Annotated in this window: 26 protein-coding genes; 21 read left to right on the top strand and 5 right to left on the bottom strand. The window is 66.9% G+C overall.

Translation table 11 applies throughout. From position 1 onward, the window contains the following. Positions 1 to 6: 6 nt before the first annotated feature. From BJ980_RS01450 to BJ980_RS01465, 4 genes are all read left to right on the top strand, one after another. Positions 7 to 1,446 carry a DUF6297 family protein gene (locus BJ980_RS01450; protein WP_179500655.1) on the top strand — a complete coding sequence of 480 codons (1,440 nt, stop codon included), beginning with the start codon at positions 7 to 9 and terminating at the stop codon, positions 1,444 to 1,446. A 154-nt stretch (positions 1,447 to 1,600) separates the two neighbouring features. Further along, a complete protein-coding gene (thrS, locus tag BJ980_RS01455; RefSeq protein ID WP_179500656.1) occupies positions 1,601 to 3,601 on the top strand; it encodes a threonine--tRNA ligase in 2,001 nt (666 codons plus the stop codon). Between the two features lie 3 nt (positions 3,602 to 3,604). Further along, positions 3,605 to 4,135 (top strand): HIT family protein, encoded by a 531-nt coding sequence (locus BJ980_RS01460; RefSeq protein ID WP_179500657.1) that lies wholly within the window; start codon positions 3,605 to 3,607, stop codon positions 4,133 to 4,135. After that, entirely contained in the window at positions 4,132 to 4,956 is an 825-nt protein-coding gene (locus tag BJ980_RS01465; protein WP_343047622.1) for an inositol monophosphatase family protein, read from the top strand. Before BJ980_RS01460 ends, BJ980_RS01465 begins: the two co-directional genes overlap by 4 nt. Here the strand turns inward: BJ980_RS01465 and BJ980_RS01470 are convergent. Next, the gene (locus tag BJ980_RS01470; protein ID WP_343047624.1) at positions 4,949 to 6,097 is read right to left on the bottom strand and encodes a N(5)-(carboxyethyl)ornithine synthase; all 1,149 of its coding nucleotides are present in this window, start codon (positions 6,095 to 6,097) and stop codon (positions 4,949 to 4,951) included. The genes BJ980_RS01465 and BJ980_RS01470 overlap by 8 nt on opposite strands. Positions 6,098 to 6,402: 305 nt before the next feature. Between BJ980_RS01470 and pgsA the strand changes: the two genes are divergently transcribed. Next, the gene (gene pgsA / locus BJ980_RS01475; protein ID WP_179500659.1) at positions 6,403 to 7,062 is read left to right on the top strand and encodes a phosphatidylinositol phosphate synthase; all 660 of its coding nucleotides are present in this window, start codon (positions 6,403 to 6,405) and stop codon (positions 7,060 to 7,062) included. A 59-nt stretch (positions 7,063 to 7,121) separates the two neighbouring features. On the opposite strand, the gene BJ980_RS01480 is transcribed toward pgsA, so the two are convergent. The 3 genes from BJ980_RS01480 to BJ980_RS01490 form a co-directional block, all read right to left on the bottom strand. Continuing rightward, positions 7,122 to 8,390 carry an HNH endonuclease signature motif containing protein gene (locus tag BJ980_RS01480; protein WP_179500660.1) on the bottom strand — a complete coding sequence of 423 codons (1,269 nt, stop codon included), beginning with the start codon at positions 8,388 to 8,390 and terminating at the stop codon, positions 7,122 to 7,124. A 145-nt stretch (positions 8,391 to 8,535) separates the two neighbouring features. Next, positions 8,536 to 8,898, bottom strand: coding sequence for a hypothetical protein (locus BJ980_RS01485; RefSeq protein ID WP_179500661.1), 363 nt, complete (start codon positions 8,896 to 8,898; stop codon positions 8,536 to 8,538). A 436-nt stretch (positions 8,899 to 9,334) separates the two neighbouring features. Then, positions 9,335 to 9,913, bottom strand: a complete 579-nt coding sequence (locus BJ980_RS01490; protein WP_179500662.1) for a DUF6318 family protein — start codon at positions 9,911 to 9,913, stop codon at positions 9,335 to 9,337. A 180-nt stretch (positions 9,914 to 10,093) separates the two neighbouring features. On the opposite strand from BJ980_RS01490, the gene pdxS reads away from it, so the two are divergent. From pdxS to BJ980_RS01520, 6 genes are all read left to right on the top strand, one after another. Then, positions 10,094 to 11,005: a pyridoxal 5'-phosphate synthase lyase subunit PdxS gene (pdxS, locus tag BJ980_RS01495; RefSeq protein WP_179500663.1), complete on the top strand. Its 912-nt coding sequence runs from the start codon at positions 10,094 to 10,096 to the stop codon at positions 11,003 to 11,005. 6 nt (positions 11,006 to 11,011) lie between these two features. Then, the gene (locus BJ980_RS01500) at positions 11,012 to 11,569 is read left to right on the top strand and encodes a DUF6891 domain-containing protein (protein ID WP_179500664.1); all 558 of its coding nucleotides are present in this window, start codon (positions 11,012 to 11,014) and stop codon (positions 11,567 to 11,569) included. 179 nt (positions 11,570 to 11,748) lie between these two features. Continuing rightward, on the top strand, positions 11,749 to 12,270 hold the full coding sequence (locus BJ980_RS01505; protein WP_179500665.1) for an alternate-type signal peptide domain-containing protein: 522 nt from the start codon (positions 11,749 to 11,751) through the stop codon (positions 12,268 to 12,270). Positions 12,271 to 12,284: 14 nt separating this feature from the next. Next, positions 12,285 to 12,842 (top strand): signal peptidase I, encoded by a 558-nt coding sequence (locus BJ980_RS01510; protein WP_179500666.1) that lies wholly within the window; start codon positions 12,285 to 12,287, stop codon positions 12,840 to 12,842. Next, entirely contained in the window at positions 12,823 to 13,497 is a 675-nt protein-coding gene (locus BJ980_RS01515) for a hypothetical protein (RefSeq protein WP_179500667.1), read from the top strand. Before BJ980_RS01510 ends, BJ980_RS01515 begins: the two co-directional genes overlap by 20 nt. Further along, positions 13,494 to 14,882 carry a signal peptidase I gene (locus BJ980_RS01520; protein ID WP_179500668.1) on the top strand — a complete coding sequence of 463 codons (1,389 nt, stop codon included), beginning with the start codon at positions 13,494 to 13,496 and terminating at the stop codon, positions 14,880 to 14,882. The genes BJ980_RS01515 and BJ980_RS01520 overlap by 4 nt, the downstream gene beginning before the upstream one ends. On the opposite strand, the gene BJ980_RS01525 is transcribed toward BJ980_RS01520, so the two are convergent. Then, a complete protein-coding gene (locus tag BJ980_RS01525) occupies positions 14,876 to 15,886 on the bottom strand; it encodes a nitronate monooxygenase (RefSeq protein WP_179500669.1) in 1,011 nt (336 codons plus the stop codon). The genes BJ980_RS01520 and BJ980_RS01525 overlap by 7 nt on opposite strands. Before the next feature lie 39 nt (positions 15,887 to 15,925). On the opposite strand from BJ980_RS01525, the gene pdxT reads away from it, so the two are divergent. From pdxT to BJ980_RS01575, 10 genes are all read left to right on the top strand, one after another. Beyond that, positions 15,926 to 16,528, top strand: coding sequence for a pyridoxal 5'-phosphate synthase glutaminase subunit PdxT (pdxT, locus tag BJ980_RS01530; RefSeq protein WP_179500670.1), 603 nt, complete (start codon positions 15,926 to 15,928; stop codon positions 16,526 to 16,528). 7 nt (positions 16,529 to 16,535) lie between these two features. Next, on the top strand, positions 16,536 to 17,309 hold the full coding sequence (locus BJ980_RS01535) for a YebC/PmpR family DNA-binding transcriptional regulator (RefSeq protein ID WP_179500671.1): 774 nt from the start codon (positions 16,536 to 16,538) through the stop codon (positions 17,307 to 17,309). A gap of 154 nt (positions 17,310 to 17,463) precedes the next feature. Then, positions 17,464 to 17,982: a crossover junction endodeoxyribonuclease RuvC gene (ruvC, locus tag BJ980_RS01540; protein WP_179500672.1), complete on the top strand. Its 519-nt coding sequence runs from the start codon at positions 17,464 to 17,466 to the stop codon at positions 17,980 to 17,982. Between the two features lie 25 nt (positions 17,983 to 18,007). Next, a complete protein-coding gene (gene ruvA, locus BJ980_RS01545) occupies positions 18,008 to 18,613 on the top strand; it encodes a Holliday junction branch migration protein RuvA (RefSeq protein ID WP_179500673.1) in 606 nt (201 codons plus the stop codon). A gap of 2 nt (positions 18,614 to 18,615) precedes the next feature. Continuing rightward, positions 18,616 to 19,692 carry a Holliday junction branch migration DNA helicase RuvB gene (ruvB, locus tag BJ980_RS01550; protein ID WP_343047626.1) on the top strand — a complete coding sequence of 359 codons (1,077 nt, stop codon included), beginning with the start codon at positions 18,616 to 18,618 and terminating at the stop codon, positions 19,690 to 19,692. Between the two features lie 62 nt (positions 19,693 to 19,754). After that, entirely contained in the window at positions 19,755 to 20,114 is a 360-nt protein-coding gene (gene yajC / locus BJ980_RS01555) for a preprotein translocase subunit YajC (protein WP_246279905.1), read from the top strand. Between the two features lie 3 nt (positions 20,115 to 20,117). Continuing rightward, positions 20,118 to 20,660, top strand: coding sequence for an adenine phosphoribosyltransferase (locus BJ980_RS01560; protein ID WP_179500674.1), 543 nt, complete (start codon positions 20,118 to 20,120; stop codon positions 20,658 to 20,660). A 32-nt stretch (positions 20,661 to 20,692) separates the two neighbouring features. Next, a complete protein-coding gene (locus tag BJ980_RS01565) occupies positions 20,693 to 22,126 on the top strand; it encodes a glyceraldehyde-3-phosphate dehydrogenase (protein WP_179500675.1) in 1,434 nt (477 codons plus the stop codon). 35 nt (positions 22,127 to 22,161) lie between these two features. Then, the gene (locus tag BJ980_RS01570; RefSeq protein ID WP_425490269.1) at positions 22,162 to 24,477 is read left to right on the top strand and encodes a RelA/SpoT family protein; all 2,316 of its coding nucleotides are present in this window, start codon (positions 22,162 to 22,164) and stop codon (positions 24,475 to 24,477) included. Then, entirely contained in the window at positions 24,474 to 25,133 is a 660-nt protein-coding gene (locus tag BJ980_RS01575) for a DUF998 domain-containing protein (RefSeq protein ID WP_179500676.1), read from the top strand. The genes BJ980_RS01570 and BJ980_RS01575 overlap by 4 nt, the downstream gene beginning before the upstream one ends. The last annotated feature ends 99 nt before the right edge of the window (positions 25,134 to 25,232 follow it).

Genomic DNA, 25,232 nt, shown 5'->3' on the forward strand with positions numbered 1-25,232 from the left:
AGTTGGATGCGGCACTGGCGCCGGGCACACGTCACCAGGCCGTTGAGTGACATCGTCAGCGACGGCTATGTCGCGATCTTCTCGGTCCTCATGCTCGGCTCCATGCTGGTAAGCGTGCTCCTGGGCGTTGCAGCGCTCTCCGACGAGCTGTGCACATCGACTGCGTGCAGGCAGGGGAGATCCCTGCTGCCACATCTGACCACCACCGGTGCGCTGGTCGCCGTACTCGCTCTCGCCCGCATGTTCGGCCCGGTCTTCGCCACCCCCGCGACCTCCTCGTGGCTGCTCACCACTACCGCGGATCGGGGTGCGTTGCTGCGCCCACGGTTGTGGGGATGGGCCGTGCTCGCGGCGATCGCGGCCGGACTGCTTGCTGCAGCCGCGACGCTCCTGGGTGGGTTCGGCACCCCGGCAATGCTCGGCTATTCGGTGTTCGCGGCGGTGCTTGCCACTGCGGTGGTCGCTCTGGCCGGCCTCTCCCAAGCCAGTCCACGTTGGCCGGCACGATCCCTGACCTGGGCTCTTGCTGGCCTGGTGTGGCTGGTCTTGTTGTTGCTGGCGCTCGAGCGCGCTCCGTTGCTCGCGACGCCTGCATCGGTGGCGACCCCAGCCATGGCCGCCGGGGCTGTGACAGGTGTGCTCACCGTTGCGCTGCTCGTGCTGGCGTTGCGGCGGGTGGCCCGATTGCGACGCCGCGACGTCGCGGCGGGCGGTAGCCTCGCGCCCGGTCTGTCCGGTGCAATGGCGACCCTCGACCTGGCGCTGATGTATGACGTCCTGCTCGGCCACCGCTGGCGGGCCAAGGGTTCAGTGACGCCTCGGCGAGGTGGACCGAGCGGCGTGGGTGCGTTGGTCTGGGCCGACGTCCTGCGACTGCGCCGTAGCCCGCGGTGGGTCGTGCTGATCGCCGCCTCCGTGGTCGTTCCCTATGCCGTTGGCGTCACCGGAGCCGAGCGGATCGTCTTCCTCGTCGGCGCACTGGTCGGGTTCGTGACCTGCCTTCCCCTGCTGGCATCCCTGCGGGTGCTGAGCCGCTCGTCCAGCGTCCTGCGCAACTTTCCCTTCCCCGTACCCCGCACCCGGGCGGCTGCTCTCGTGGTCCCCCTGGTGCTCCTCGCGCTGCACGGCCTGGCCACCATCCCGGTGCTCCACTCCGCGCTGGGACTGCGTTGGGACGAGGCCGCGGCCTGCGGGATCGCCTCGGGACTCTGCGCCCTGGCGGCCGCGACCCGCTGGGTGACCGGACGCCCGCCCGACTTCGGGCGACCGCTCGTGTCGAGTCCTGCCGGCGGTGTGCCCACGAACCTCTATGGCAGCATCCTGCGCGGTTTCGACATCCTGTTGCTCACGGCGGCACCGGTCCTGTTGGCGCCCGGAACGACGGCGGCGATGGTCTCGGTGACGCTGTCGGTGATTGTCCTGGCGGTGCTCACTGGCCGGGAATGAGCGGGCCTGAGCAAACCGGCGAGCGAGATGGTCAACCGGGCCGATACGATCGGCGGAGCCAGCCGGGAATCCCAGTCAGCATTCCCGACCAGCACCCCAAGCCAGCACTTGCTGCCGGCCGTCCAGCACTCCCAAGTCCTCTCAAGGAGAACCTGTGTCCGACATCCACGTCGTCCTCATCCACGCCAATGCGCGTGAGGAGCAGACAACGACGGCGGGCACCAAGGCCTGGGAGCTGTTCAAGGAGACCCCGGACGTCATCGCGGCCCGTGTCGGCTCCGGCAACGGCGAGGCCGTCCTCAAGGACCTGGCCTACGAGCTGCTGGACGGTGACGTCATCGAGGGCGTCGCGATCGACTCCGCGGACGGACGCGACATCCTGCGCCACTCCACCGCGCACGTGATGGCCCAAGCCGTCCAGGAGCTCTTCCCCCAGGCGAAGCTCGGTATCGGTCCGCCGATCACCGACGGCTTCTACTACGACTTCGACGTCGAGACCCCGTTCGTGCCTGAGGACCTCGACAAGATCGAGACCCGGATGCGGAAGATCATCAAGGAGAACCAGCGCTTCGAGCGCCGGGTCACCAACGACGACGATGCCCGGGTGGAGCTCGCCGAGGAGCCGTACAAGCTCGAGCTGATCGGCCTCAAGGGCAACGCCGGCGAGGCAGCCGAGGGTGCGAGCGCCGAGGTCGGGGCCGGCGAGCTCACCATCTACGACAACATCAACCGCAAGGGCGAGGTCGCGTGGAAGGACCTGTGCCGCGGCCCGCACCTGCCCACCACCAAGCGGATCCCGGCCTTCAAGCTGATGCGCAGCGCGGCCGCCTATTGGCGCGGCGACGAGAAGAACAAGCAGCTCCAGCGCATCTACGGCACCGCCTGGGAGACCAAGGAAGCGCTCGACGAGCACCTGCACCGGATCGAGGAGGCCGAGCGCCGCGACCACCGCAAGCTCGGCCGCGAGCTCGACCTGTTCAGCTTCCCTGACGAGATCGGCTCCGGGCTGCCCGTCTTCCACCCCAAGGGTGGCGTGATCAAGCGCGCGATGGAGGACTACGTCCGCGAGCGGCACATCGCCGAGGGCTTCGACTACGTCGGCACGCCGCACATCGCCAAGGAGGGGTTGTTCCACACCTCGGGCCACCTGCCCTACTACGGCGAGGGCATGTTCCCGGCGATCGACGTGGACGGCATGGACTATCGCCTCAAGGCGATGAACTGCCCGATGCACAACCTGATCTTCCGTTCGCGCCAGCGCTCCTATCGCGAGTTGCCGCTGCGCCTCTTCGAGTTCGGTCACGTCTATCGCCACGAGAAGTCGGGTGTGATCCACGGCTTGACCCGCGTGCGTGGGTTCGCCCAGGACGACTCGCACTCCTACGTCACCCCCGAGCAGGCTCCGGCCGAGGTGGAGCACCTGCTCAACTTCAAGCTCTCGCTGCTGCGTGACTTCGGCATCGACGACTTCTATCTCGAGCTCTCCACCCGGGATGCCTCGAAGGACAAGTTCATCGGCTCCGACGACGACTGGGCCGCGGCAACCAAGGTGCTCGAGGACGTTGCGATCGCCACCGGTCTCGAGCTCGTCCCGGACCCGGGTGGGGCGGCGTACTACGGCCCCAAGATCTCGGTCCAGGCCCGCGACGCGATCGGCCGGACCTGGCAGATGGGCACCGTGCAGTACGACTTCAACCAGCCCTCGCCGGACCGCTTCAACCTCGAGTACGTCGCCGCCGACGGCTCCCGCCAGCAGCCGGTGATGATCCACTCGGCCAAGTTCGGCTCCATCGAGCGGTTCATGGGCGTCCTCGTCGAGCACTATGCCGGCGCTTTCCCGCCCTGGCTCGCGCCGGTCCAGGTGCAGGGCATCCCGATCGCGGAGCGTCACAACGACTATCTCTTCGACGTGGCCGAGAAGCTGAAGGCTGCTGGTGTGCGAGTCGAGGTCGACATCTCCGACGACCGGATGCAGAAGAAGATCCGCAACGCGCAGCTGCAGAAGGTGCCGTTCATGGTGATCGCCGGAGACAACGACGTCGAGGCCGGGGCCGTGTCCTTCCGCTATCGCGATGGCCGGCAGGACAACGGCGTACCTATCGACGAGGCGATCCGTCGGGTTGTCGAGGCCGTCGAGTCCCGCCAGCAGGTCTGATCCATGAGTGCCGACGAGATGCACCAGTCCGGCGCCGGGGTCGAGGACAGCCTGGAGCGGATCTGGACACCTCACCGGATGGCCTATGTCCGCTCGGCCGTGACCAGCGAGGGATGCCCGTTCTGCTTCATCCCGGGCAAGCCGGACGCCGACTCGCTCGTCGTGGCCCGCGGTGAGAATGCGTACGTCGTGCTCAACCTGCACCCTTACAACCCCGGCCATCTGATGGTGGTGCCCTATCGCCACGTGGCCGGGCTGGAGGCCCTCACCCCGGACGAGTCGGCCGAGCTGATGACGCTGACCCAGCGCGCCATCGTGGTGATCCGGAGCATCTCCGACCCGCACGCCTTCAACGTCGGGCTGAACCTTGGCGGGGCTGCCGGGGGATCGCTGGCCGACCACCTGCACCAGCACGTCGTACCCCGTTGGTCGGGAGACGCGAACTTCATCACCATCGTCGGCGGCACAAAGACCTTGCCGCAGCTGCTCCAGGACACCAGGGACCTGTTGGCTGGCGCATGGTCGGCCACGTGAGCGAACCTGTGCCCGGCTCAGGCACTGGGTCTGTCAGCGGTCCAGCGGTTTCAGCCGACCTCGAGCTGGCCGCCAGGCTGGTCCGCGAGGCCGGCCTGTTGGCGGCCCGGATGAGAGCCGAGGGCCTGGCATCCCAGCAGAAGTCGAACGTCGCCGACATCGTCACCGCGGCCGACCACGCCGCCGAGGAGATGATCGTCGCCATGCTGCGAAGCGAGCGTCCCGACGATGCGATCGTGGGGGAGGAGGGCGCCAACCACTCCGGTTCTTCCGGACGGACCTGGGTCATCGATCCGGTCGACGGCACCTACAACTTCTTCCGGGGCATGGACTGGTGGTGCTCGGCGTTGGCCCTGACCTCCGCTGACGACGTGCTGCTCGGGGCGGTGCACCATCCGGCCAGCGACAGCGTGTACGTCGGAGGGCCGCGGGTGCCGGGGACCCGGAACGGGGAGGCCCTGGCCACGCTGGGCGACGTACCCGTGGAACAGGCATGCGCCACCACCTATCTGCATCCGCCTTTCTATGGGGGTGAGATCGGTGCCGCGTTCGGTCGTGCGGTGTCCCGGGTGGCGACGCTGAGGATGCGCGGTTCCGGGACGATGGACTGCGTCTCGGTGCTGCTGGGTCAGAGCGACGTGGTCTTCCAGCACACCGTTCCCGAGTGGGACCGATTGCCCGGTGCGGCGCTGATCCGCAGCCTGGGCGGCGAAGCGCGTCTCGTCGCCGCCGCCGGCGTGGAGTGGCATGTGGCCGGTGTGCCGACCGCGGTGGCCGCCGTCGCAGCTGCGCTGGTCGGCGACACCGTCCCTCTCAGCTGACGAGCACTCCATCAGGGTCGCGGCCCTGGAAGAGGTTGATCGCCTGGTTGCGGATCCGGCCGTCCTGGATCTCGATCGCCGCGTCGATGGTCTCGTCGAGCGCCCATGCCTCCGGTCCGCTCAGCACGGTCTCGACGAAGGACAACAGCGCCTCGCTGTTCTCCCAGGTCGCCGAGCCCCAGAGGTAGGAGGGGCTGTGGTCGACCGCGTAGTAGCCGATGTGGTCGCCCACCTCGAACATAGGGTCGTCGAAGGTCGTCGGGCGGGCCCAGCTGAACCCCATCGCCTCGTCGCAGGAGACGTCCACGATCAGACTTCCAGGACGGAAGGCCGTCAGATCCTCTGTGCGCAGATAGGTCAACGGCGCGTTCGGGTCCTGCAGCGTGCAATTGACGACGATGTCGCTCTCGGCCAGGAACGGCGCCAGGGGCACCTTCCCGGCGTCGGTGAAGACCTGGCTCAACGCAGGCGCATCGGGGTTGTGCTCGAAGCGGTGGATTCTGACCGAGTGGATCGGCGAAGCCACGGCCGCGACGTCGCGGATGGTCAGGACCCGGACGTCATGGATGCCGCTGGCGCTCAGGGCCGTGACGGCGCCACGAGCCGTGGCGCCGAATCCGATGACGACAGCGTTGAGCTTGCGGCCATAACTTCCGGTGATGCCGCCCAGGGTCAGTGCGTGCAGGACCGAGGAATAGCCGGCCAGCTCATTGTTCTTGTGGAAGACGTGCAGCCCCACCGAACCGTCGCGGGCCCAGTGGTTCATCGCCTCGAATGCGATGAGGGTCAGCTTGCGGTCGATCGCTGCCTGGGTGAGCGCCGTGTCCTGCACGCAGTGCGGCCAGCCCCACAGGACCTGGCCCTCGTGCAGGGCCTCGACGTCGGCCAGTTGGGGCTTGGGCAGGAGTACGACGTCGGACGTGGCCAGCAGTTCGTCCCGCGACGCGAAACCGGCGACGTGGGGTGACAGCGACTCGTCGGTGCGGCCGAAGTGCTCGCCGTACCCGTGCTCGAGGGTGATGCGCGACTGCAGGTGCTGGGGCAGGCGGTGGAAGTGCTCCGGGTGAATCGGCAGACGTCGCTCGTTCTCCATCGAGGAAGTGGCAATCACGCCCAGGCTCAGGGCCTGCTGCCAGATCACCGCTTCTTTTCGGGGAGCTTGCCGATGTCGGAGTTGCCGGCTGCCTTGGCCTGCTTGTCGGCCCGCTTCTCCTTGATCGACTTGGATTTCTTGGTCATCGCTTGTCGTGGTGACTTGTCGGCCATCGTCGCTCCCTTGTTGGAAGCCTGAATGGCTCCATTCTGTTGACAGTACGCGGGGTTGTGCAGAACCGATCTTCCTCGAGTCCTCGAGAGGCGTCGGCCGGTGGCGCTGTGGGTCCGGTGGTCGCGGGGGGCGGAGGCAATGGACATCCCCGGTCCAGCGGCAGGTAGTCTGCAGCCGCCATGTTGGATCGATTCAAAGCCTTCTGGGTCGGGCTCCTGAACCCCATTGCGCAGCTCTTCATCAAGCTGGGCATCACTGCCGATGCCGTGACGCTGATCGGGACGATCGGTGTCTGTACCGGTGCGCTCGTGTTCTTCCCCCGCGGAGAGCTGCTGTTCGGCGTCCTGTTCATCACCGCCTTCGTCTTCTCGGACCTGCTCGACGGGCACATGTCGCGGTTGACCGGGAAGAAGAATCGCTTCGGGGCGTTCCTCGACTCCACACTCGATCGCATCGGCGACGGCGCGATCTTCGGTGGCCTGGCGATGTATTTCGCCGGTCCCGGCGACTCGAGGCTCTACCTCTGGTTGGCGATGATCTGCCTGGTGATGGGTTCGGTGACGTCCTATGCGCGGGCCAAGGCTGAGGGCATGGGCTATGACGCCAAGGTCGGGATCGCTGAGCGAGCGGATCGCCTGGTCGCGATCCTCGTGATGACCGGTCTGGGCGCCATCTTCGACCTCCCCATCCTCATGGAGGTCACGTTGTGGGCCCTCGCGATCGCAAGCACCGTGACGGTGCTGCAGCGGATCTGGGTCGTGCGGAAGCAGGCGTACGCCGAGGCCGCTGCTACCGCTGCTACCGGTGCTACCGGTGGGCAGGCTGGCGCCGAGTCCTGAGACAGGCTCGGCGCTTGCAGTTGTGGCCCTCGGGTCGAGGCGGGGACAACTCGCTCACCTCACGTCCGCCTGGCGAACCGGACGTCACCGTTCGGTAGGTATTCCACGTAGCTCCGTGCGTCGTGAACCCGATGGTGATGCCAGGGACACAGGAGGATCAGGTCCCTCAGGTCGGTCCGGCCACCTTGTGACCATGGGTTGCGATGGTGCGCCTCGCACCAGGTGGAGGGGACCGTGCATCCCTCGGCCTGACACGTGGGGTGGTTGTGTGCGGCGGCCATTCGCTGTGGTGACTTGAACAGTCGACTTGCCCGGCCCCAATCTAGGATCTCGGAGTCCGAGCCGAGCACGGCGGGCAGGAGTTGGCTCTGGCAGGCGAGGCGTCGGGCTTCTGCGGCCGTGATGCGGGTGCCGTCCCCGAGGGTCGCCACCCCGAGACCGGTGCGAAGCTTCTCGATGTCGATGGTCACCACAACCGTCGTGGTGGAGCCGCCGTGGAGCGGCAGAACATCCGAGGGGAGGGCCTCGAGAAGCGCGCAGAATGCCTCGCCGCGAACCCGGTCATAGGGGAGGCGCTGACCCGTGGCGGGGTCGAGGAATCGACTCTCGCTCGGGGTATTGGCGTCGTGCCGGGGCGAGGTGAAGGACTCAAGGATCGACTTCAGTCGTGCCGCAGAGCCATCCGGGATGCGGGCACGCAAATCGCAGGTGCCGTCGCCGTTGTCGGTGAGGTGGAGCCTAGTCGCCGCACGCGCCTTGGCGTGTTCGCGCTCGACCTGCTTGCGCTCCTCATCGTCGTACGTCGCTGGGTCAATGACCTCCAGGATCTTGTCGCCCAGGACGCGCAATTGTTCGGGGTTGAAGTGCTCACAGGCCTCCACGAGGCGTTCTTCGGCTTCGGTGCGGATATGGAGGGGTACGTCGTCGCTGAGCATGTCGAGTGCCCGGATGACCACCTGTGCCTGGAGCAGATTGGCCGCGCCACGTCGTACGGCGCTGCGGAGCCGCGGATAGGAGTGCTTGAGGGCCGTGGCCATGTTCTCGGCCCGTGCCTGAGGGGCGGAGCCGGTCAGTGCTCGTGGGGTCAGCCAATGGGAGATGCGGCGCGCGGAATCAGCCTCTGCGACATCAACGGACTCGACGATCACGTCGAGCCGAAGGGCCTCGACCCGGTCGGCCAGGTTCGTCAGGAGGTGGAGTGCGTCACGCTTCTGAGCGGTGCTTGCCATGGCGAGGTCGACGTCCAGGACGCCGTCGAGTGCGCAGGCGATCGAGTCCGCACACGCGAGCACCGGATGGGGTGCTGTGGGGAGTGGAGTGATCGCCATGTGCCAACGCTAGAGGGCAGCACTGACATTCGCTTGAGAGTGCATCCGGCCTGTGGAGAAGTGGGTCTGCGCCCTTGCCTGTGGACGAAAAGCGGGCCGGATGGGGCAGCTGTCCTCGTCCTTTCGGGCTGGACGTGCTCTTCTGTCAGTCGCCCGAGGTCAGGACCGGGATGGCTTCTCGGACACGGAGCGGAGCGCCGGGGCCAGTGGTCGTGACGGTGCCGTTCACCGGCTGCCAGGGTCGTCCTTCGACGCTGTACTGGGCCCTCCAGACCACGTTGACGCTGGGGGTGAGTCTCTTGGCTGGTTGGAGATACTTGTAGGAGACGTAGTCGGACATCGGCCGGCCCTTCTCATAGGGAATGCCCGGGGTCGTCGTGGTGAACGATCCTCCGTCACCCGTGTTCCAGACGAACTGCGTGGGAGTGATCCGGAGAGTGACGTTGCGACCGAGGAGCGTCAGCGACTGGTCATATTGCTCGGCCCGCGTGCTGAACAGCGTGTCCATGTTGACCAAGGTGGTCCCGTCCGGCGGTTGGATTACGATCTGGGAGCTCGGGATGGTGAGATTCTTGAAGGCCCTTGCCACGAGAACCGACGTTGCAGGACCCGAGGGGGTCGGCGCCGCGCAGGCGTCGTAGGTGCTTATCCGGGTGGGGTCGGAGATGTTGCGTGACATCCCCTGACACGGGAGATTGGAACCGAGCAGGCCGAGTTCGAGTTCGTCTGCTCTTTCGAATGCTGTCATCGTCCGCCACTGTGAGGGCGCACCCCCGGTGGAACAGTTGCTCCGATCTGTTCCCTTGACGACGATGCCGTTGAGGGTCATCGCTGTCGAGACCGAGCTCCCGCATCCATCTGCGGAAGAGTTGTGACTCAGCGGACCTGCAAGCGCCGCAATGACGAGAAGTGCGCAAGCCACACCTCGGTGCAGATTCGACATGTCAGATCCCTATGTCGGTGACTTGCCAGCGCCCCGATACGACCGCGAGGTAGAAGTCCCACTCGTAGTCCGCGGCGGCGAAGACCTCTGCTTGACTGCTTGAATCCTGCTTGGTCGTGCCCTTTGTGAATGCCAACTGGGCCGTCACCATCCGCTTCTTCTTGTTCGGTCCAGGACGCACGGTGGTTGTCTGTACCTGCGTTGCTCCACCAGATTGCTTAATCCAGCCGCCCGACGAGTAGACCTTCTCTATGCTCATGGCTACGTTGTCGCAGGTCGTGCAACTCTTGGCGCTCAACGTCCGAAGTCTGTTGGTGTCGCCGCTGGTGGTCGCCTCGTCGTAGGCCTCGACCCAAGCCTCCACGATCTCCTCCGGATCCACCTCGTCCGCAGGCAAGTCCTCCGGCAGCGTGGACGCGCTCTCACTCGGGGAGGGGAAGGTCGACGGGGAAGCGAGCTGGGACGAGGAGGGAGAGGGCGTACTCGGCTCATCCGCGTCGGAGTCGCCATCCCCACAGGCAGAGAACAACACCAGGGGGAGACAGACAAGACTCACGAGCCTGCGTCGTACATGGATCATTTGAACCGTCCTCTTCCCGAGACGGCGCCGGAACGGCGGCACCGGGATACAGGTTAGGACGACTCAGGCCGCCTCGGGAAGGCATGCGTCCGCCCCTGTGGACAACTTCAAAGTCGGCAAGTTCAGTCGACAAATGGACCGATGAATTGGGACATTCCACCTCGCACTAGTCTTGGCTGCATGGCAACTGATTCCCCTGAAACCACCGGTGCCGCCACCGGAACCTCGCGCGTCAAGCGCGGCATGGCCGAGATGCTCAAGGGCGGTGTGATCATGGACGTGGTCACCGCCGAGCAGGCAAAGATCGCCGAGGACGCGGGCGCGGTGGCCGTCATGGCCCTCGAGCGCGTCCCCGCCGACATCCGGGCTCAGGGGGGCGTCTCCCGGATGAGTGACCCCGACATGATCGACTCGATCATTGAGGCCGTCTCCATCCCGGTGATGGCCAAGGCTCGTATCGGTCATTTCGCAGAGGCACAGATCCTGCAGAGCCTGGGTGTCGACTACATCGATGAGTCGGAGGTTCTCACCCCTGCCGACTACGCCAACCACATCGACAAGTGGAACTTCACCGTGCCGTTCGTGTGTGGCGCCACGAACCTCGGCGAGGCTCTGCGCCGCATCACCGAGGGCGCGGCAATGATCCGCTCCAAGGGCGAGGCCGGCACCGGCGATGTCTCAAACGCCGTCACCCACATGCGCACCATCGGCGGGGAGATCCGCCGACTGGGCGCGTTGAGCACCGACGAGCTGTACGTCGCGGCGAAGGAGCTGCAGGCCCCCTATGACCTGGTCAAGGAGGTGGCCGAGAACGGCAAGCTCCCCGTCGTCCTGTTCACCGCCGGCGGCATCGCCACCCCCGCCGACGCGGCGATGATGATGCAGCTCGGCGCCGAGGGTGTCTTCGTGGGCTCGGGCATCTTCAAGTCCGGCAACCCGGCGCAGCGTGCCGAGGCGATCGTCAAGGCCACCACGTTCTTCGACGACCCGGACGTCGTTGCCAAGGTCTCCCGCGGCCTGGGCGAGGCCATGGTCGGCATCAACGTCGAGGACATCCCGCAGCCCCACCGTCTGGCCGAGCGCGGCTGGTAACCAGCTTTGCCCAGCAACAACGACAAGGCCCGCACGCGCGAGAAGCACGTGCGGGCCTTCGCGCGCGACAACATCCGCGCAGGCCTGCTGCAACCGCAGGAGCTCCTCGGCGAGCTCAGGCGCGCAGTCCGCGATGAGCTCCCGTGGCTGCCGATGGACGAAACGGTCACATTCTGGTTGCGCGAGGAGACCGAGGCCTGGGCGCACGAGGCCGCGGACTGGCCACTGGTCACCGACTACGACAGGCTCCAGAGCGCGTTCGCGTCCCTCGAGGCCGGGGGAGTCGTCGTACTCCAGGGGTGCGACGACCACTGGGCGGCCCGTGACGTGCTCAAGTCGGGTACGCCGTGTCGCGGCGTCGCCTGGTTCATGCCGCAGGACGTCTGGCACGCGATCGACGAAGGCATGCTCGAGGTGAACGTGTGGCACACGTCCGGCGCGAACGCCGCACCCGGCGACGCGCTTCTCCAGTTCGTCCTTCAGGTCTTCGCCGACCACGGGCTCGAAGCACACTTCGACGAGGGGCGCGTCGAGGTCAGTGCCTTCTGGCAGCGGCGACCCTGATGGCCTTTTCGGGTTACAACCCCTAGTCATCGGCACCCGATCGGGCATCTTCATGGCCCAAATGGGTCATTTGGCTGATGAGTGCGTCACGAACGGAACATTTCGGCGTCTCATGGATGATGTAAGGACGCGTGGTCTGCCGATCGGCACGCCACACAGGACAATCAGGGGAGCAAGACATGAAGAAGAGCACCAAGGGCGCAATTGCGGCAGGGGGAGCCGCAGTGCTCCTGCTCGGCGGTGTGGGGTCGCTCGCCTATTGGAGCGACAACGACGCCCTCGACGGGGGTTCGGTGACGGCCGGAACCTTGGCCCTGAACGACGTGACGTGTGACCCGACATGGACCGAGGGCGCAGACACCGATGTTCTCCTCATCGTGCCGGGCGACACCATCACCAAGGAGTGCACGGGGACCATCACCATGACGGGTGACCACATCTCCGCAGACGTCGAGTTGGACGCCACCTCGGTGGCCGAAGCCGAATCTGCATTCAACCTCGCGACGACCGCCGGCGATGCAGTGGACATCAGCGCAGTCCTCACCGGGGGCGGCACCCTGACGCAGTCTGGGCCCGTCTCCGTCACAATCACCGTCGCCTGGCCGTTCGGAACGGTCGCCGACAACGACGCGCAGGGTGTCTCGACCGATGCACTCAACGATCTCGTCATCAATGCCGTGCAGGTCAACCCGCACCCGTGATCTGACGCCGATCCGTGGGTTCCGTTCGGCGGGTCTGGGGGTGGCTCGGTCAGGTCCTTGCCTGGCTGGTCATCCTCGGCGTCTCGGCGATCCTTGGGGCGGCGGTCGTCGTCCCCAGGATCGCTGGGGCAACGCCGTACACCATCCTCACCGGATCGATGCAACCGAGCTATCCGCCCGGAACGCTGGTCGTGGTGAGGCCGTCGGATCACATCTCCACGGGCTCGGTGATCACCTATCAACTCGAGTCCGGCAAACCGGCTGTCGTGACTCATCGGGTCATGACGCTCGGCTTCACCGCAACGGGTGAACGACGCTATGTGACCAAAGGCGATGCCAACGACACGCCTGACGCGAAAGCCGTCAGGGACGTACAGATCAAAGGTGAAGTCTGGTATTCGATTCCCTATCTCGGCTATCTGAACAACTGGCTCACTGGAAAGGAGCGACAGATGATGATCTACATCGTCGCCGCGCTCCTTCTCGGCTATGCAGCATTGATGCTGGTGGGTGCCGCACGCGAGTGGTTGAGCAAGCGCGGGGGTGACCGTGTTGAGCAAGCACGTCGCTGAACGCCGCAGGCGAGTCGACGGAGCGCTCTCACTGAAGATCCGCGCAGTGCTCTGCTTGGGGATCCTGGCCGCTCCCGCGACTGTCACCACGATGGCCTTCTGGACGGACACCGCGACCATCCACTCCGGGACCCTCGCCTCGGGAAGCCTCGACCTCACCGTGGGGGGAACGGTCGCCGACAGTGGCCATCTCCCTGGGCAGGGCGGGACGCATGAATATTCGCAGCTGACCATCGCCAACATGATTCCGGGCGAGAGCATCGCCCGCCCGTTCGTGGTGCGCAACGTCGGTTCGACGGCATTCACCTACAACGCTGCCATCACCACCGAGGACAACAACCTCGTCGAGGCCAGTGCGGGTCTGGAAGTCCAGGTCTTCGTGGGCGGGACACCGACCAACGTGGGAACTGAGCAGGCCGGGACCCGCGTCGGGACCTGTCCGACCGGCAGTTCGGTGATGAGTCGACAGCCGGTCAGCACCACGCCGGTGCCGGTTCACGCTGCCCGCCAGACCTTGGCAAAGGCCGGCGCGACCGACGACCACAGGGTCTACTGTGCCGTCATCGCGCTGAGCGCCACCTCCAGCAATGCCTTGCAGAACAAGGGCACTTCGCTGGTGATCGCCCTCGACGCCGCCCAGGCAGCAACGCCATGACGCGCAGAGTGCTGGACCTGTTCCTGTGGGTGGGCGCCGGGCTCGGTGTCCTGAGCCTGCTGGCCGCCGCCGCGGTCGCCATCCTCGGCATCGTGCCGCTGGTGTTCACGTCGGGGTCGATGGCGCCCGAGATGCCCACAGGTTCGTTGGGGATCGCGCGGTCGGTGTCGGCCGACGAGCTGAAGATCGGCGACGTGGTCAGTGTCGACCGTTCGGACGGCGCTCGGGTGACGCATCGAATCGTTGCCATCCACCCGGTCCAGGACGACAAGGTTGCGCTGACCCTCAAGGGTGACGCCAACGAAAGCGTCGACAAGGAGCGCTACACGGTCGACTCCGCGGACCGGGTGCTTTTCGCGATCCCGTGGGCCGGTCATGTGCTTTCCGCACTGGCGTCCCCGGTCACCGTGTTCCTCGGCGGAATGCTCGTGGCCGGTGTGCTGGTGTACGTCGTTCTCGGACGGCGCTCGGGGACATCCCGAGGCCGTCGACGGGCATCCACGGGCACCGCCTCGCTGGTCGCGGCAACGGCTGTCGCATCGATCCTCGTGCAGCCGAGTCTCGCCGCGTTCAGCGACCAGGCCACCGTCACGACCTCAGGCTTCGTGACGCATCGGGTCGCCCAGCCGACTGGCGTGCAATGCAGCTCGAACCTGCTCCAGATCACGCTCACGACTCCCGCGAGTGACCCCAGGTACACCTACTGGGCGCAGGCCTACAACTCAAGCAACACGGCGATCAGCATCGAGAAGCACCTGATTGGCACCGGCACAAGCCGTAGCGTCACCTTCAATGGTGGAAGCGCCGACTTCCCGGGGGTCGCGCTGCTGCTCAATGTGCAATATCAGTTCCGAATCCACTCTCGACTCCGGGACACGACGTGGAGGTCGGACACCTATCAAGTCCAGCCGTTCAGCATGACCAAGATCGTGACCGTCGACGCCTTCAACTGTGGAGCCGCCAACCCGCCGCCCACCATCGGCTTCACCATGCCGATCAACGGGATGACGGGGACCACGGCCGGCAGCCCTTCCATGCAGGACCAGGTGAACTCGATTTGCGAGAACGGCGCCTATGGCGGCGGCTATTCCGCGGCGTGCGGAACGGTCGCCGACGGCGGCTCGATCACTGACGTCAAGTACATCTTGCAGCGCGCGGGTGGCACCCTCGGCACGCGATGCTGGAACGGTGGTTCCTTGTGGGTCACCAACTGCTCCTTCCGCACGGCGGACACCACCACGGACAAGAAGCGATGGTCGGTGCCTCGCCTGACCGCCATCACCTATCCATACCTCTCCGACGGTGTGTTCACGCTGACCATCCGGGCCACCGACAACTCGGGCAACGTCACCGAGTCCTCCATCAAGTACACCGTCACCTACTGACCCAGCCCGCCGAACACGGCCTCCACGCTCGTGGCGCCGCGCGGCCGTGCAGCACCAGCCCACAACGCCAGGCCCTCCACATCCCCGGCATCAGCGGCCGCGGCTCTGAGCGGCTTCGTCAGGTGGTGCACGTTCGGGTACGCCGACGGCGCGAGGCCGTCGTACTCCCGGACGAAGTCGTTGACCAGTGCCCGCGCCCATCGTCCGCTGAACGCCCGCGTCACCGTGGCTTCGGGGAACCTTCCCGAGGTCAACGCGGCCTTGTGCAGGGTAGAGGCCTTCGATTCCTCGCAGGCCAGGAAGAGGGTCCCGACCGCGACCGACAGCGCGCCCGCAGCGAGCAGGTCGCTGACATCTTCCGCACTTCCGACTCCGCCGGCAGCGATGACCGGGAGCCCGGTCGCGGTGGCCGTCGCAGTCACGACCTCGGCGGTGACCAGCTCATTGGGGACGTCGGCGACGTTCCAGGTGCCGCGGTGCCCACCCGCCCCGCACCCCTGGGCGACGAGGAAGTCCGCGCCCAGACCGGCGGCGCGTTGTGCTTCGTCGGCAGAGGTGACGGTGAACCCCACCTTCGTGCCCACCTGTTGCAGTGCCACGACGCTCTCGACCGGCACCGGGCCGAAGGTCAGTGAGACCGCGTCAACGGGGTGCGCGACGAGCCACGCGACCTTCTCCTCGAACGCATCCGTGTCGTACGTCGGCTGCCCCGGCGTCGCCCCGAGCCGCGCGGCCACGGGTTCCAGTGCGGCGCGATAGCCAGCGAGCGAAGGGGCGAACTCGAGAGTGCGATCGACCTGCGGCGTGAACAGGTTGATCGCCACGGGTGCGGTGGTCAGGGTCCGGTAGGCCGCGACCTCCGACGCCATCGCGGACACCGACAGATAGCCGGCGGCGAGGAACCCCAACCCGCCGTGCGAGGACACCGCTGCGGCCAGCTCGGGAGTGGAGGCGCCGGCCATCGGCGCGCAGACGACAGGGGAGGGGCGGTCGAGGAACGACATGCTTCGAGAGTAGGGGAGGCGCGATGGGATGATCCGACCATGTCTTCCCCGACCATCGGCGTCTTCGCTCTCCAGGGCGATGTCCGCGAGCACCTGCACACGTTGACGAATCTCGGCACGATCGCGATCCCGGTCCGTCGCGAGACGGAGCTCGCGCGCTGCGACGGCTTCATCATCCCGGGTGGGGAGTCCACCACGATGTACAAGCTGGCCCGCACCTTCGAGCTCTTCGAGCCGTTGCGCCAACGTATCCGCGAGGGCATGCCGACGTTCGGGACCTGCGCCGGGATGATCATGCTCGCCGACCACGTCATCGACGGCACCAAGGACCAGGAGACGCTCGGCGGGCTGGACATCACCGTTCGTCGCAACGCCTTCGGAAGGCAGGTCGACTCGTTCGAGGGTGACCTCGACTTCGCCGACTTTCCCGACAAGGTGCACGCGATCTTCATCCGCGCCCCCTGGGTCGAGCAGGTCGGACCGGGAGTGGAGGTCCTTGCCCAGATCGATGACGGGCCCGCAACAGGTAGGATCGTCGCCGTCCGAGAAGGCCACGTGATGGCCACGTCGTTCCACCCGGAAGTCGGTGGAGACGACCGGATCCATCGTCAGTTCGTGGATCTCGTCAGCACCAAGAGTTAGGGAGCGCATGTCCGGTCACTCCAAGTGGGCAACCACCAAGCACAAGAAGGCAGCGATCGATGCCAAGCGCGGCAAGCTCTTCGCCAAGCTGATCAAGAACATCGAGATCGCGGCCAAGATGGGTGGCCCTGACCTGAGCGGAAACCCGACGCTCTTCGACGCCGTGCAGAAGGCCAAGAAGCAGTCGGTGCCCAACAAGAACATCGACTCCGCGGTCAAGCGCGGCGGCGGGCTGGAGGACGGCGGAGTCGACTACGAGACGATCATGTATGAGGTCTACGGCTCGGCCGGCGTCGCGCTCCTCGTCGAGTGTCTGACCGACAACCGCAACCGGGCCGCGATGGAGGTCCGCACCGCGGTCACCCGCAACGGGGGCACGTTGGCAGACCCCGGCTCGGTCTCGCGACTGTTCACCCGCAAGGGCGTCGTGCTGGTGCCCAAGAGCCAGGAGGACAAGACTGTCGAGGAGGACGACGTCCTCGAGGCCACTCTGGACGCCGGCGCGGAGGACGTGAACGACCACGGCGACTCGTGGCGGGTGCTCAGCGAGTCCGGCGACGTGGTCGCCGTTCGCACCGCGCTCCAGGACGCCGGCCTCGACTATGACTCGGCCGAGGTGGAGTTCGTTGCCAGCCTCGACATCCCGGTCGACGCCGAGGCCGCCACGAAGATCTTCAAGCTCGTCGACGCGCTCGAGGACCTCGACGACGTGCAGAACGTGTTCAGCAACATCGACGTCCCCGAGGACGTGATGGCCGAGCTCGAGGCCGCCGAGGACTGAGCTCCTGGTCGGGCCGCCCAGCCCGTGAACAGCAGGACGGGGACGCCGTACACACGGCGTCCCCGTCTGCGTTGCAGCGTGTCGCGACCGGCCGGTCGACGCCCGCTTGTTAGCGTGTGTCCGAACAGGTGTTCGGACGAGAGTGGGACCAAGAATGCGCGTGCTCGGGATCGACCCCGGCCTGACCCGCTGCGGCATGGGCGTGGTCGACGGTGACGTCGGTCGTCCCCTGACGATGGTGGACGTCAACGTCCTGCGGACCTCCGCGAGCGAGCCGGTCCCGATCCGACTGGTGACGATCGAGAAGGGTGTCGACGCATGGATCGAGGAGTTCCAGCCCGACGCCGTTGCGATCGAACGCGTCTTTGCCCGCTCGGACGTCAGCACCGTGATGGGCACTGCCCAGGCCAGCGGCATCGCGATGGTCTGCGCGGCGCGCCGCGGCATCCCGGTCGCGCTGCACACGCCGAGCGAGGTCAAGGCGGCGGTCTCCGGGAGCGGTCGCGCCGACAAGGCGCAGGTCACCGCGATGGTCACCCGCATCCTCCGGCTGAGCGCGCCACCCAAGCCGGCCGACGCCGCTGACGCACTCGCCCTGGCCATCACCCACATCTGGCGCGGTGGCGCACAGTCGCGCATCGAAGCCGCCCTGCTCAAGGCAGGCAAGCGTTGAGTCACATCGTGAAGGGATCTGCTCAGTGATCGCATTCGTCCGTGGCAAGGTCGCCGGGGTCACCCTCTCCAGCGCCGTCCTCGAGGTCGGGGGAGTCGGGCTGGAGCTGATGTGTACGCCGGGCACGCTCGCCACCCTGCGCACCGGCGACGAGGCGATCCTGCCCACCAGCATGGTGGTGCGCGAGGACTCGCTGACCCTGTTCGGGTTCCTCGACGACGACGAGAAGTCCTGCTTCGAGCTGCTGCAGACCGCCAGCGGCGTCGGACCGAAGCTGGCCCAGGCCGCACTGGCCGTGCTCAGCCCCGACGACCTGCGGATGGCGATCAGCGGCGAGGACGTCAAGACGCTGACCAAGGTCCCGGGCATCGGGCAGAAGGGCGCGCAGCGGATCATCCTCGAGCTCAAGGACCGGATCGGAGCACCGGTCGGCGCCGGCCAGAGCACCCGTACCGGTGTGCCGGCCCCGGCCATCGGCTGGCGGGACCAGGTCCACCAGGGCCTGGTCGGTCTCGGCTGGTCGACCAAGGAGGCCGAGAAGGCCGTCGACGCCGTCGCTCCCACCGCCGCGGACTCACCTGATGTCGGTGCCCTGCTGCGTGCTGCGCTCCAGTCCCTGCGGAAGGCCTGAGCGTGGACTACGACGCGACCGACCGGTTCAGCGAGGCCGAGGAGGCCGAGATCCAGCGGATCGTCGCCGCCGACGCGACCGGCGACGAGCGAGCCATCGAAGCTGCGCTGCGCCCCAAGTCACTCGACGAGGTCATCGGCCAGCAGCGGGTCCGCGAACAGCTCGGACTCGTCCTCGAGGCCGCCCGGGCCCGAGGCCGCGCCCCCGACCACGTCCTGCTCTCCGGTCCGCCGGGCCTGGGCAAGACCACCTTGGCGATGATCATCGCCGCCGAGATGGGCTCACCCCTACGGCTCACCAGCGGGCCGGCGATCACCCATGCCGGTGACCTGGCCGCGATCATCTCCGGGCTCAACGAGGGCGACGTGCTCTTCGTCGACGAGATCCACCGGATGTCGCGCGCCGCCGAAGAGATGCTCTACATGGCGATGGAGGACTTCCGGGTCGACGTCATCATCGGCAAGGGGCCGGGTGCGACGGCGATCCCGCTCGAGATCCCGCCGTTCACCCTGGTCGGAGCGACCACGCGCGCGGGGCTCCTGCCCGGGCCGCTGCGCGACCGGTTCGGCTTCACCGCACACCTCGAGTTCTATGAGCCCGAGGACCTCGACCAGATCGTGCACCGCAGCGCCGGGCTCCTCGACGTACACCTCACCGCAGAAGGTTCCGCCGAGATCGCCGGGCGGTCCCGGGGTACGCCGCGGATCGCCAACCGGCTCCTGCGCCGGGTGCGTGACTATGCCCAGGTCCGGGCCGACGGGACGGTCACCCGCGACGTGGCGATGTCCGCCCTCGAGCTCTACGAGGTCGACACACTGGGCCTTGACCGGCTCGACCGCGGTGTGATCGACGTGCTCTGCCGGCGATTCGGCGGGGGACCGGTGGGGCTCTCCACGCTGGCTGTCGCGGTGGGTGAGGAGCGCGAGACCGTCGAGGAGGTGGCCGAGCCCTTCCTGGTGCGCAACGGCTTCCTCGCCCGCACCCCGCGAGGCCGGATCGCCACCCCCGCGGCCTGGGCGCACCTCGGTCTGGTGCCTCCGGCGCCGGGAGTGACGGATGCGACTCTCTTCGAGGACTGAAACCCGGCTAGACTGCCTGCGGCCCGGATCGTCCCGGTGCCGCTGCACCGAGTCACTCCGCCATGTCTGAGAGGTTTCTCTTGAAGGACCTGCTGTCCTTGCTGCCCATCGTCGGGATCTTCCTGATCTTCTGGCTCTTCGTGATCCGACCGGCGTCGCGACGCCAGAAGGAGCTCCGTGAGGTCCAGCAGGCGCTGGTCGTCGGCGACGAGGTGATCACCAACAGCGGCTTCTTCGGCGTGATCGACTCCTTCGACGGTGACCGCATCGGCCTGCGCATCGCCCCCGACGTGGTGGTGACCATCGCCCGTCAGGCCATCGTCGGCAAGCCCCGCGAGGAGGGCGAGCCCGGCTCGGACTCCGCCGGCGACCGTGCGGTTGACCAGCCCGGCGACGACCGCAACGCCCCCGGGGAGGGCTGAGGATTGTCCGCTGCCGCCGAGGACGCGCTGAAGCGCCTCGTTGTCGACGTGAGCGACTATCCGAAGCCGGGAGTCGTCTTCAAGGACATCACCCCACTCCTGGCCGACCATGACGGCTTCACCGCTGTGGTCCAGGCACTGGCCGCCGCAGGTCGCGACGCCGCCGGCAACGTCGTCATCGACAAGGTCGTCGGCATGGAGGCCAGAGGCTTCATGTTCGCGGCCCCCGTCGCCCTGGCCCTCGGCGCCGGCTTCGTGCCGGTCCGCAAGGCCGGCAAGCTGCCCCGCGACACCTTCTCCGAGTCCTATGCCTTGGAATACGGCGACGCGACCATCGAGATCCACAAGGACGGTGTCGCCCCCGGCGAGCGCGTGCTGGTGGTCGATGACGTGCTCGCCACCGGCGGCACCGTGGCCGCGACCCGCACCCTCATCGAGCGTTGCGGTGGCGTCGTCCACTCCGTCGCGGTGCTGCTCGAACTGACCTTCCTGCCCGGACGCGAGGCGGTGGCGGACGTGCCGCTGCTCGCACTCGAGCAGGTCTGAACCGAAACCCACGAAAGACCGAGGAATCGACAGTGACGTCTGACCACTTCGCCACCTGGAAGAGCCGCGAGGCCCTGGCCGAAGCGATGATCCCGATCATCGGCCAGCTCTACCGTGAGCGTGACGTGACCATCCTGGTGCACAGCCGTTCGTTGGTGAACAAGTCCGTCATCAGCATCCTCAAGACCCACCGCGCGGTGCGTCAGATCGAGGGTCGCGAGCTCGGCATCGAGGACACCATGCCGATCCTCAAGGCGCTGAGCACGCTCGACCTGGGCCCGGCCCGGATCGACATCGGCCAGATCGCGGTCGCCTTCGCGGAGGACTCCGAGGGCCTCACCATCGAGGAGTTCACCGCTCGTGAGGTTGCCGGTGCCACCGGCGAGAACAAGATCAGCCAGCAGGGCCCGCGCGACGTCGTACTCTATGGATTCGGCCGGATCGGGCGACTGGTCGCCCGTCTCCTCGTCGAGAAGGCCGGCTCCGGCAACGGCCTGCGCCTGCGCGCCGTGGTGGTCCGCAAGGGCGGCGAGGGTGACCTGAAGAAGCGCGCCTCGCTGCTGCGTCGCGACTCGGTCCACGGTGCCTTCAACGGCTCGATCCACATCGACGCCGACAACAACACCATCTGCGCCAACGGCGTGACGATCAAGGTCATCTACGCCAACGACCCGACCGAGGTCGACTACACCGAGTACGGCATCGACAACGCCGTCCTGATCGACAACACCGGCAAGTGGCGTGACCGGGAAGGCCTCGCCCAGCACCTGCGTCCGGGCATCTCCAAGGTCGTCCTGACCGCCCCGGGCAAGGGCGACGTCAAGAACATCGTGCACGGCGTCAACCACGAGACCCTGCGCGAGGACGACAACATCCTCTCGTGTGCCTCGTGCACCACCAACGCCATCGTTCCTGCGCTCAAGGCGATCAACGACGAGTACGGCGTCGAGCACGGTCACGTCGAGACGGTTCACTCGTTCACCAACGACCAGAACCTTCTCGACAACTTCCACAAGGGCGACCGTCGTGGCCGCTCCGCGCCGCTCAACATGGTGCTCACCGAGACCGGTGCCGCTTCGGCCGTCTCCAAGGCGCTGCCCGAGCTGACCGGCCACATCACCGGCTCCTCGATCCGGGTCCCCACGCCCGACGTGTCGATGGCGATCCTCAACCTGACGCTCGACAAGGAGACCACGCGCGAGGAGCTCACCGAGTACCTCCGCACCATCTCCCTGCACTCGCCGATGAAGCGCCAGATCGACTTCATCGCCTCGCCCGACCTGGTCTCCACCGACCTCGTCGGCTCGCGCGCGGCGTGCATCATCGATGCCAACGCGACGATCGTGCACGGCAAGCACGCGGTCGTCTATGCGTGGTACGACAACGAGTTCGGCTACAGCTGCCAGGTGGTCCGCGTCGTACAGCACGTGACCGGCGTGGAATACCCGCTGTTCCCGAAGGCCTGAGCCGGACCACGGACCTCACGTCCTAGACTGGTCGAATGACCGAGGAGAAGCCCGCCGCCGCTGAGGCGGAGGCGCGCGCTCCGGAGCCGATCGGCTCCCAGACCGGACGCCGGATGCGGGCCAGACTGGCCCGCATCGGCTCCCGTTCCCAGGTCGGCAACCCGGTTCTCGAACCGCTCTTCCGAGCGGTGCGTGCCAACCACCCCAAGGCCGACCTAGCGTTGCTCGAACGCGCCTACCTGCGGGCCGAGGAGCTCCACGGCCCGCAGATGCGCAAGAGCGGCGACCCCTACATCACCCACCCGCTGGCGGTCACCACGATCCTGGCCGACATCGGGATGACCGAGCCGACGCTGGTCGCCGCGCTCCTGCACGACACGGTCGAGGACACCGACTACTCCCTGGAGCAGCTGAAGTCGGAGTTCGGTGACGAGGTCGCCCGGCTCGTCGACGGTGTGACCAAGCTGGACAAGGTCCAGTACGGCGACTCAGCGCAGGCCGAGACGATCCGCAAGATGATCGTCGCGATGTCGCGCGACATCCGGGTGCTGGTGATCAAGCTGGCCGACCGCCTCCACAACATGCGGACCCTGCGCTACGTCAAGCAGGAGACCCAGGAGCGCAAGGCACGCGAGACCCTCGACATCTATGCCCCGCTGGCCCACCGGCTCGGCATGAACACCATCAAGTGGGAGCTCGAGGACCTCGCCTTCGCGACCCTGCACCCCAAGATCTATGACGAGATCGTGCGGATGGTCGCCGAGCGGGCGCCCTCTCGCGACCAGTTCCTGGCCGAGGTGATCAAGCAGGTCGAGGCCGATCTGAAGACCTCGAGGCTGACCGCCCGCGTCACCGGGCGCCCGAAGCACTACTACTCGATCTACCAGAAGATGATCGTCGGGGGACGCGAGTTCTCCGACATCTATGACCTGGTCGGCATCCGGATCCTCGTCGAGGAGGACCGCGAGTGCTATTCCGCACTCGGCATCGTCCACTCGCGGTGGAACCCCGTCCTCGGACGGTTCAAGGACTACATCGCGATGCCGAAGTTCAACATGTACCAATCCCTGCACACCACGGTGATCGGGCCGCAGGGCAAGCCCGTGGAGATGCAGATCCGCACCTTCGCGATGCACCGCCGTGCCGAATACGGTGTCGCGGCCCACTGGAAGTACAAGGAAGACACCCGCAACGGCGTCGACACCGATCGTCGCGGTGACGAGACCACTGGCGACATGACCTGGGTCCGGCAGCTGCTTGAGTGGCAGCACGACGTCGAGGACCCGGGGGAGTTCCTGGAGTCGTTGCGTTTCGAGATCAACCGGGCCGAGGTCTATGTCTTCACCCCGCGCGGGGACGTGATCGCCCTCCCGGTCGGCGCGACCCCGATCGATTTTGCGTACGCCGTGCACACCGAGGTGGGTCACCACACCATCGGAGCCCGGGTCAACGGTCGCCTGATCCCGCTCGAGTCGACGCTCGACAACGGCGACGTGATCGAGGTCTTCACCACCAAGGCGCCCAATGCCGGTCCCTCGCGTGACTGGCTGACCTTCGTCCGGTCACCGCGGGCCCGCTCCAAGATCCGGCACTGGTTCACCAAGGAGCGTCGCGAGGAAGCGATCGATCACGGCAAGGAACAGATCGCCAAGCTGATGCGCAAGGAGGGTCTGCCGCTCAAGCGGCTGCTCTCGCACGAGTCCCTGACCGTGGTCGCGGAGCAGTTGAAGCTCGCCGACGTCAGTGCGCTGTATGCCGCAGTCGGCGAGGGCAACCTGGGCGCGCAGACCGTCGTACGCAAAGTGATCGACCTGCACGGCGGCGACCAGGGTGCCCAGGAGGACCTGGCCGAGGGCGTCACCATCACCGGCCGCCGGGCTCGGCGTCGTCTCGGTGGAGCCGAGGACGCCGGAGTCGTGGTCAAGGGCGCCGACGGGTTGTGGGTCAAGCTGGCCAAGTGCTGTACGCCGGTGCCACCGGACGAGATCCTCGGCTTCGTGACCAAGGGCGGGGGAGTCTCGGTGCACCGCGCCGACTGCACCAACGCCGAGAGCCTGCGCTCCCAGCCGGAGCGACTGATCGACGTCCAGTGGCAACCGACGACCAAGTCGACGTTCCTGGTCAACATCCAGGTCGAGGCGCTGGACCGGGCCCGGCTGCTCTCCGACATCACGATGGCGCTCTCGGACGTCCACGTGAACATCCTCAGCGCCTCCCTGACCACGACTCGCGACCGGGTCGCCAAGAGCAAGTTCTCCTTCGAGATGGCCGATGCCCTGCACCTGGACAGCGTGCTGCGAGCCGTCCGCTCGGTGCCCGGGGTGTTCGACGCCTACCGCATCACCCAATGAGGCACGAGCGCACCGTCCGGCTCCTCGCGGCGTCGACACTCGCTGCTGTCGTGGCGTTCCTCGTCCTGGATGTGATCGCCTCGGCCGTCGCTGCTGACGGCTATTCAATGAAGCGGGACTACGTCTCCAGCCTGGCGGCCGACGGCTCGTCGGTCGCCGCGTTGGGCAGCCTCTGCCTGGCCGCCTTCGCGCTTGCCCACCTGCTCGCAGGCATCCTGATGCTGGCCGCCTGGCGGACGAAGATTGCCGGTGCCTTCCTGGTGCTGGCCGGCGTCCTGTTCGGCCTGGTGGTGCTCTTCCGCGCCGACTGCCACCACGGCGAGGCCGGGTGTGGCACCGGCCAGCGCAGCGGGCTGATCAGCCTCGAGGCCGGCATGCATGGCGTCGTCGCCGGGACGTTGGCCGCGGTCATGTTCTTCACCATGCTGGTCGCCGTGGTCAGCGCGTTCTTCGAACGTGGTCCGGACCGGGTGGCCGGGTTCTTGGCCCTGCCGTTCTTCTGGGCTTCGTTCACCGGCATCGGGATGATGAACAAGTCCGAGGCCATCGGAGCCTGGGAGCGGCTCTGGCTCGGTGCGTCGGTCGGCTGGCTGGTCGTGCTCGCCATGGCTGCGCTCCTCGCGCAGCGTCGCCGCAGGCGCCCCGCACCACGCTGAGCTGCGTCGCGCCCGTCACATCGCGGACGCACGCGGTCAACAACTGACGGGTCGGCGTACGGTCGCAAGCCCACACCGTCAACAACTGCCGGGTCGGCG

This window comes from Nocardioides daedukensis, from assembly GCF_013408415.1.
Classification (GTDB): Bacteria; Actinomycetota; Actinomycetes; order Propionibacteriales; family Nocardioidaceae; genus Nocardioides; species Nocardioides daedukensis.

Excerpts from the sequence above, each read along its gene's own strand:
- BJ980_RS01450 (WP_179500655.1), top strand. The coding sequence starts at position 7 with ATGCGGCACTGGCGCCGGGCACACGTCACCAGGCCGTTGAGTGACATC.
- BJ980_RS01460 (WP_179500657.1), top strand. The coding sequence starts at position 3,605 with ATGAGTGCCGACGAGATGCACCAGTCCGGCGCCGGGGTCGAGGACAGC.
- pgsA (WP_179500659.1), top strand. The coding sequence starts at position 6,403 with ATGTTGGATCGATTCAAAGCCTTCTGGGTCGGGCTCCTGAACCCCATT.
- BJ980_RS01480 (WP_179500660.1), bottom strand. The coding sequence starts at position 8,390 with ATGGCGATCACTCCACTCCCCACAGCACCCCATCCGGTGCTCGCGTGT.
- BJ980_RS01485 (WP_179500661.1), bottom strand. The coding sequence starts at position 8,898 with ATGGACACGCTGTTCAGCACGCGGGCCGAGCAATATGACCAGTCGCTG.
- BJ980_RS01490 (WP_179500662.1), bottom strand. The coding sequence starts at position 9,913 with ATGATCCATGTACGACGCAGGCTCGTGAGTCTTGTCTGTCTCCCCCTG.
- pdxS (WP_179500663.1), top strand. The coding sequence starts at position 10,094 with ATGGCAACTGATTCCCCTGAAACCACCGGTGCCGCCACCGGAACCTCG.
- BJ980_RS01505 (WP_179500665.1), top strand. The coding sequence starts at position 11,749 with ATGAAGAAGAGCACCAAGGGCGCAATTGCGGCAGGGGGAGCCGCAGTG.
- BJ980_RS01520 (WP_179500668.1), top strand. The coding sequence starts at position 13,494 with ATGACGCGCAGAGTGCTGGACCTGTTCCTGTGGGTGGGCGCCGGGCTC.
- BJ980_RS01525 (WP_179500669.1), bottom strand. The coding sequence starts at position 15,886 with ATGTCGTTCCTCGACCGCCCCTCCCCTGTCGTCTGCGCGCCGATGGCC.
- pdxT (WP_179500670.1), top strand. The coding sequence starts at position 15,926 with ATGTCTTCCCCGACCATCGGCGTCTTCGCTCTCCAGGGCGATGTCCGC.
- BJ980_RS01535 (WP_179500671.1), top strand. The coding sequence starts at position 16,536 with ATGTCCGGTCACTCCAAGTGGGCAACCACCAAGCACAAGAAGGCAGCG.
- ruvC (WP_179500672.1), top strand. The coding sequence starts at position 17,464 with ATGCGCGTGCTCGGGATCGACCCCGGCCTGACCCGCTGCGGCATGGGC.
- yajC (WP_246279905.1), top strand. The coding sequence starts at position 19,755 with ATGTCTGAGAGGTTTCTCTTGAAGGACCTGCTGTCCTTGCTGCCCATC.
- BJ980_RS01570 (WP_425490269.1), top strand. The coding sequence starts at position 22,162 with ATGACCGAGGAGAAGCCCGCCGCCGCTGAGGCGGAGGCGCGCGCTCCG.
- BJ980_RS01575 (WP_179500676.1), top strand. The coding sequence starts at position 24,474 with ATGAGGCACGAGCGCACCGTCCGGCTCCTCGCGGCGTCGACACTCGCT.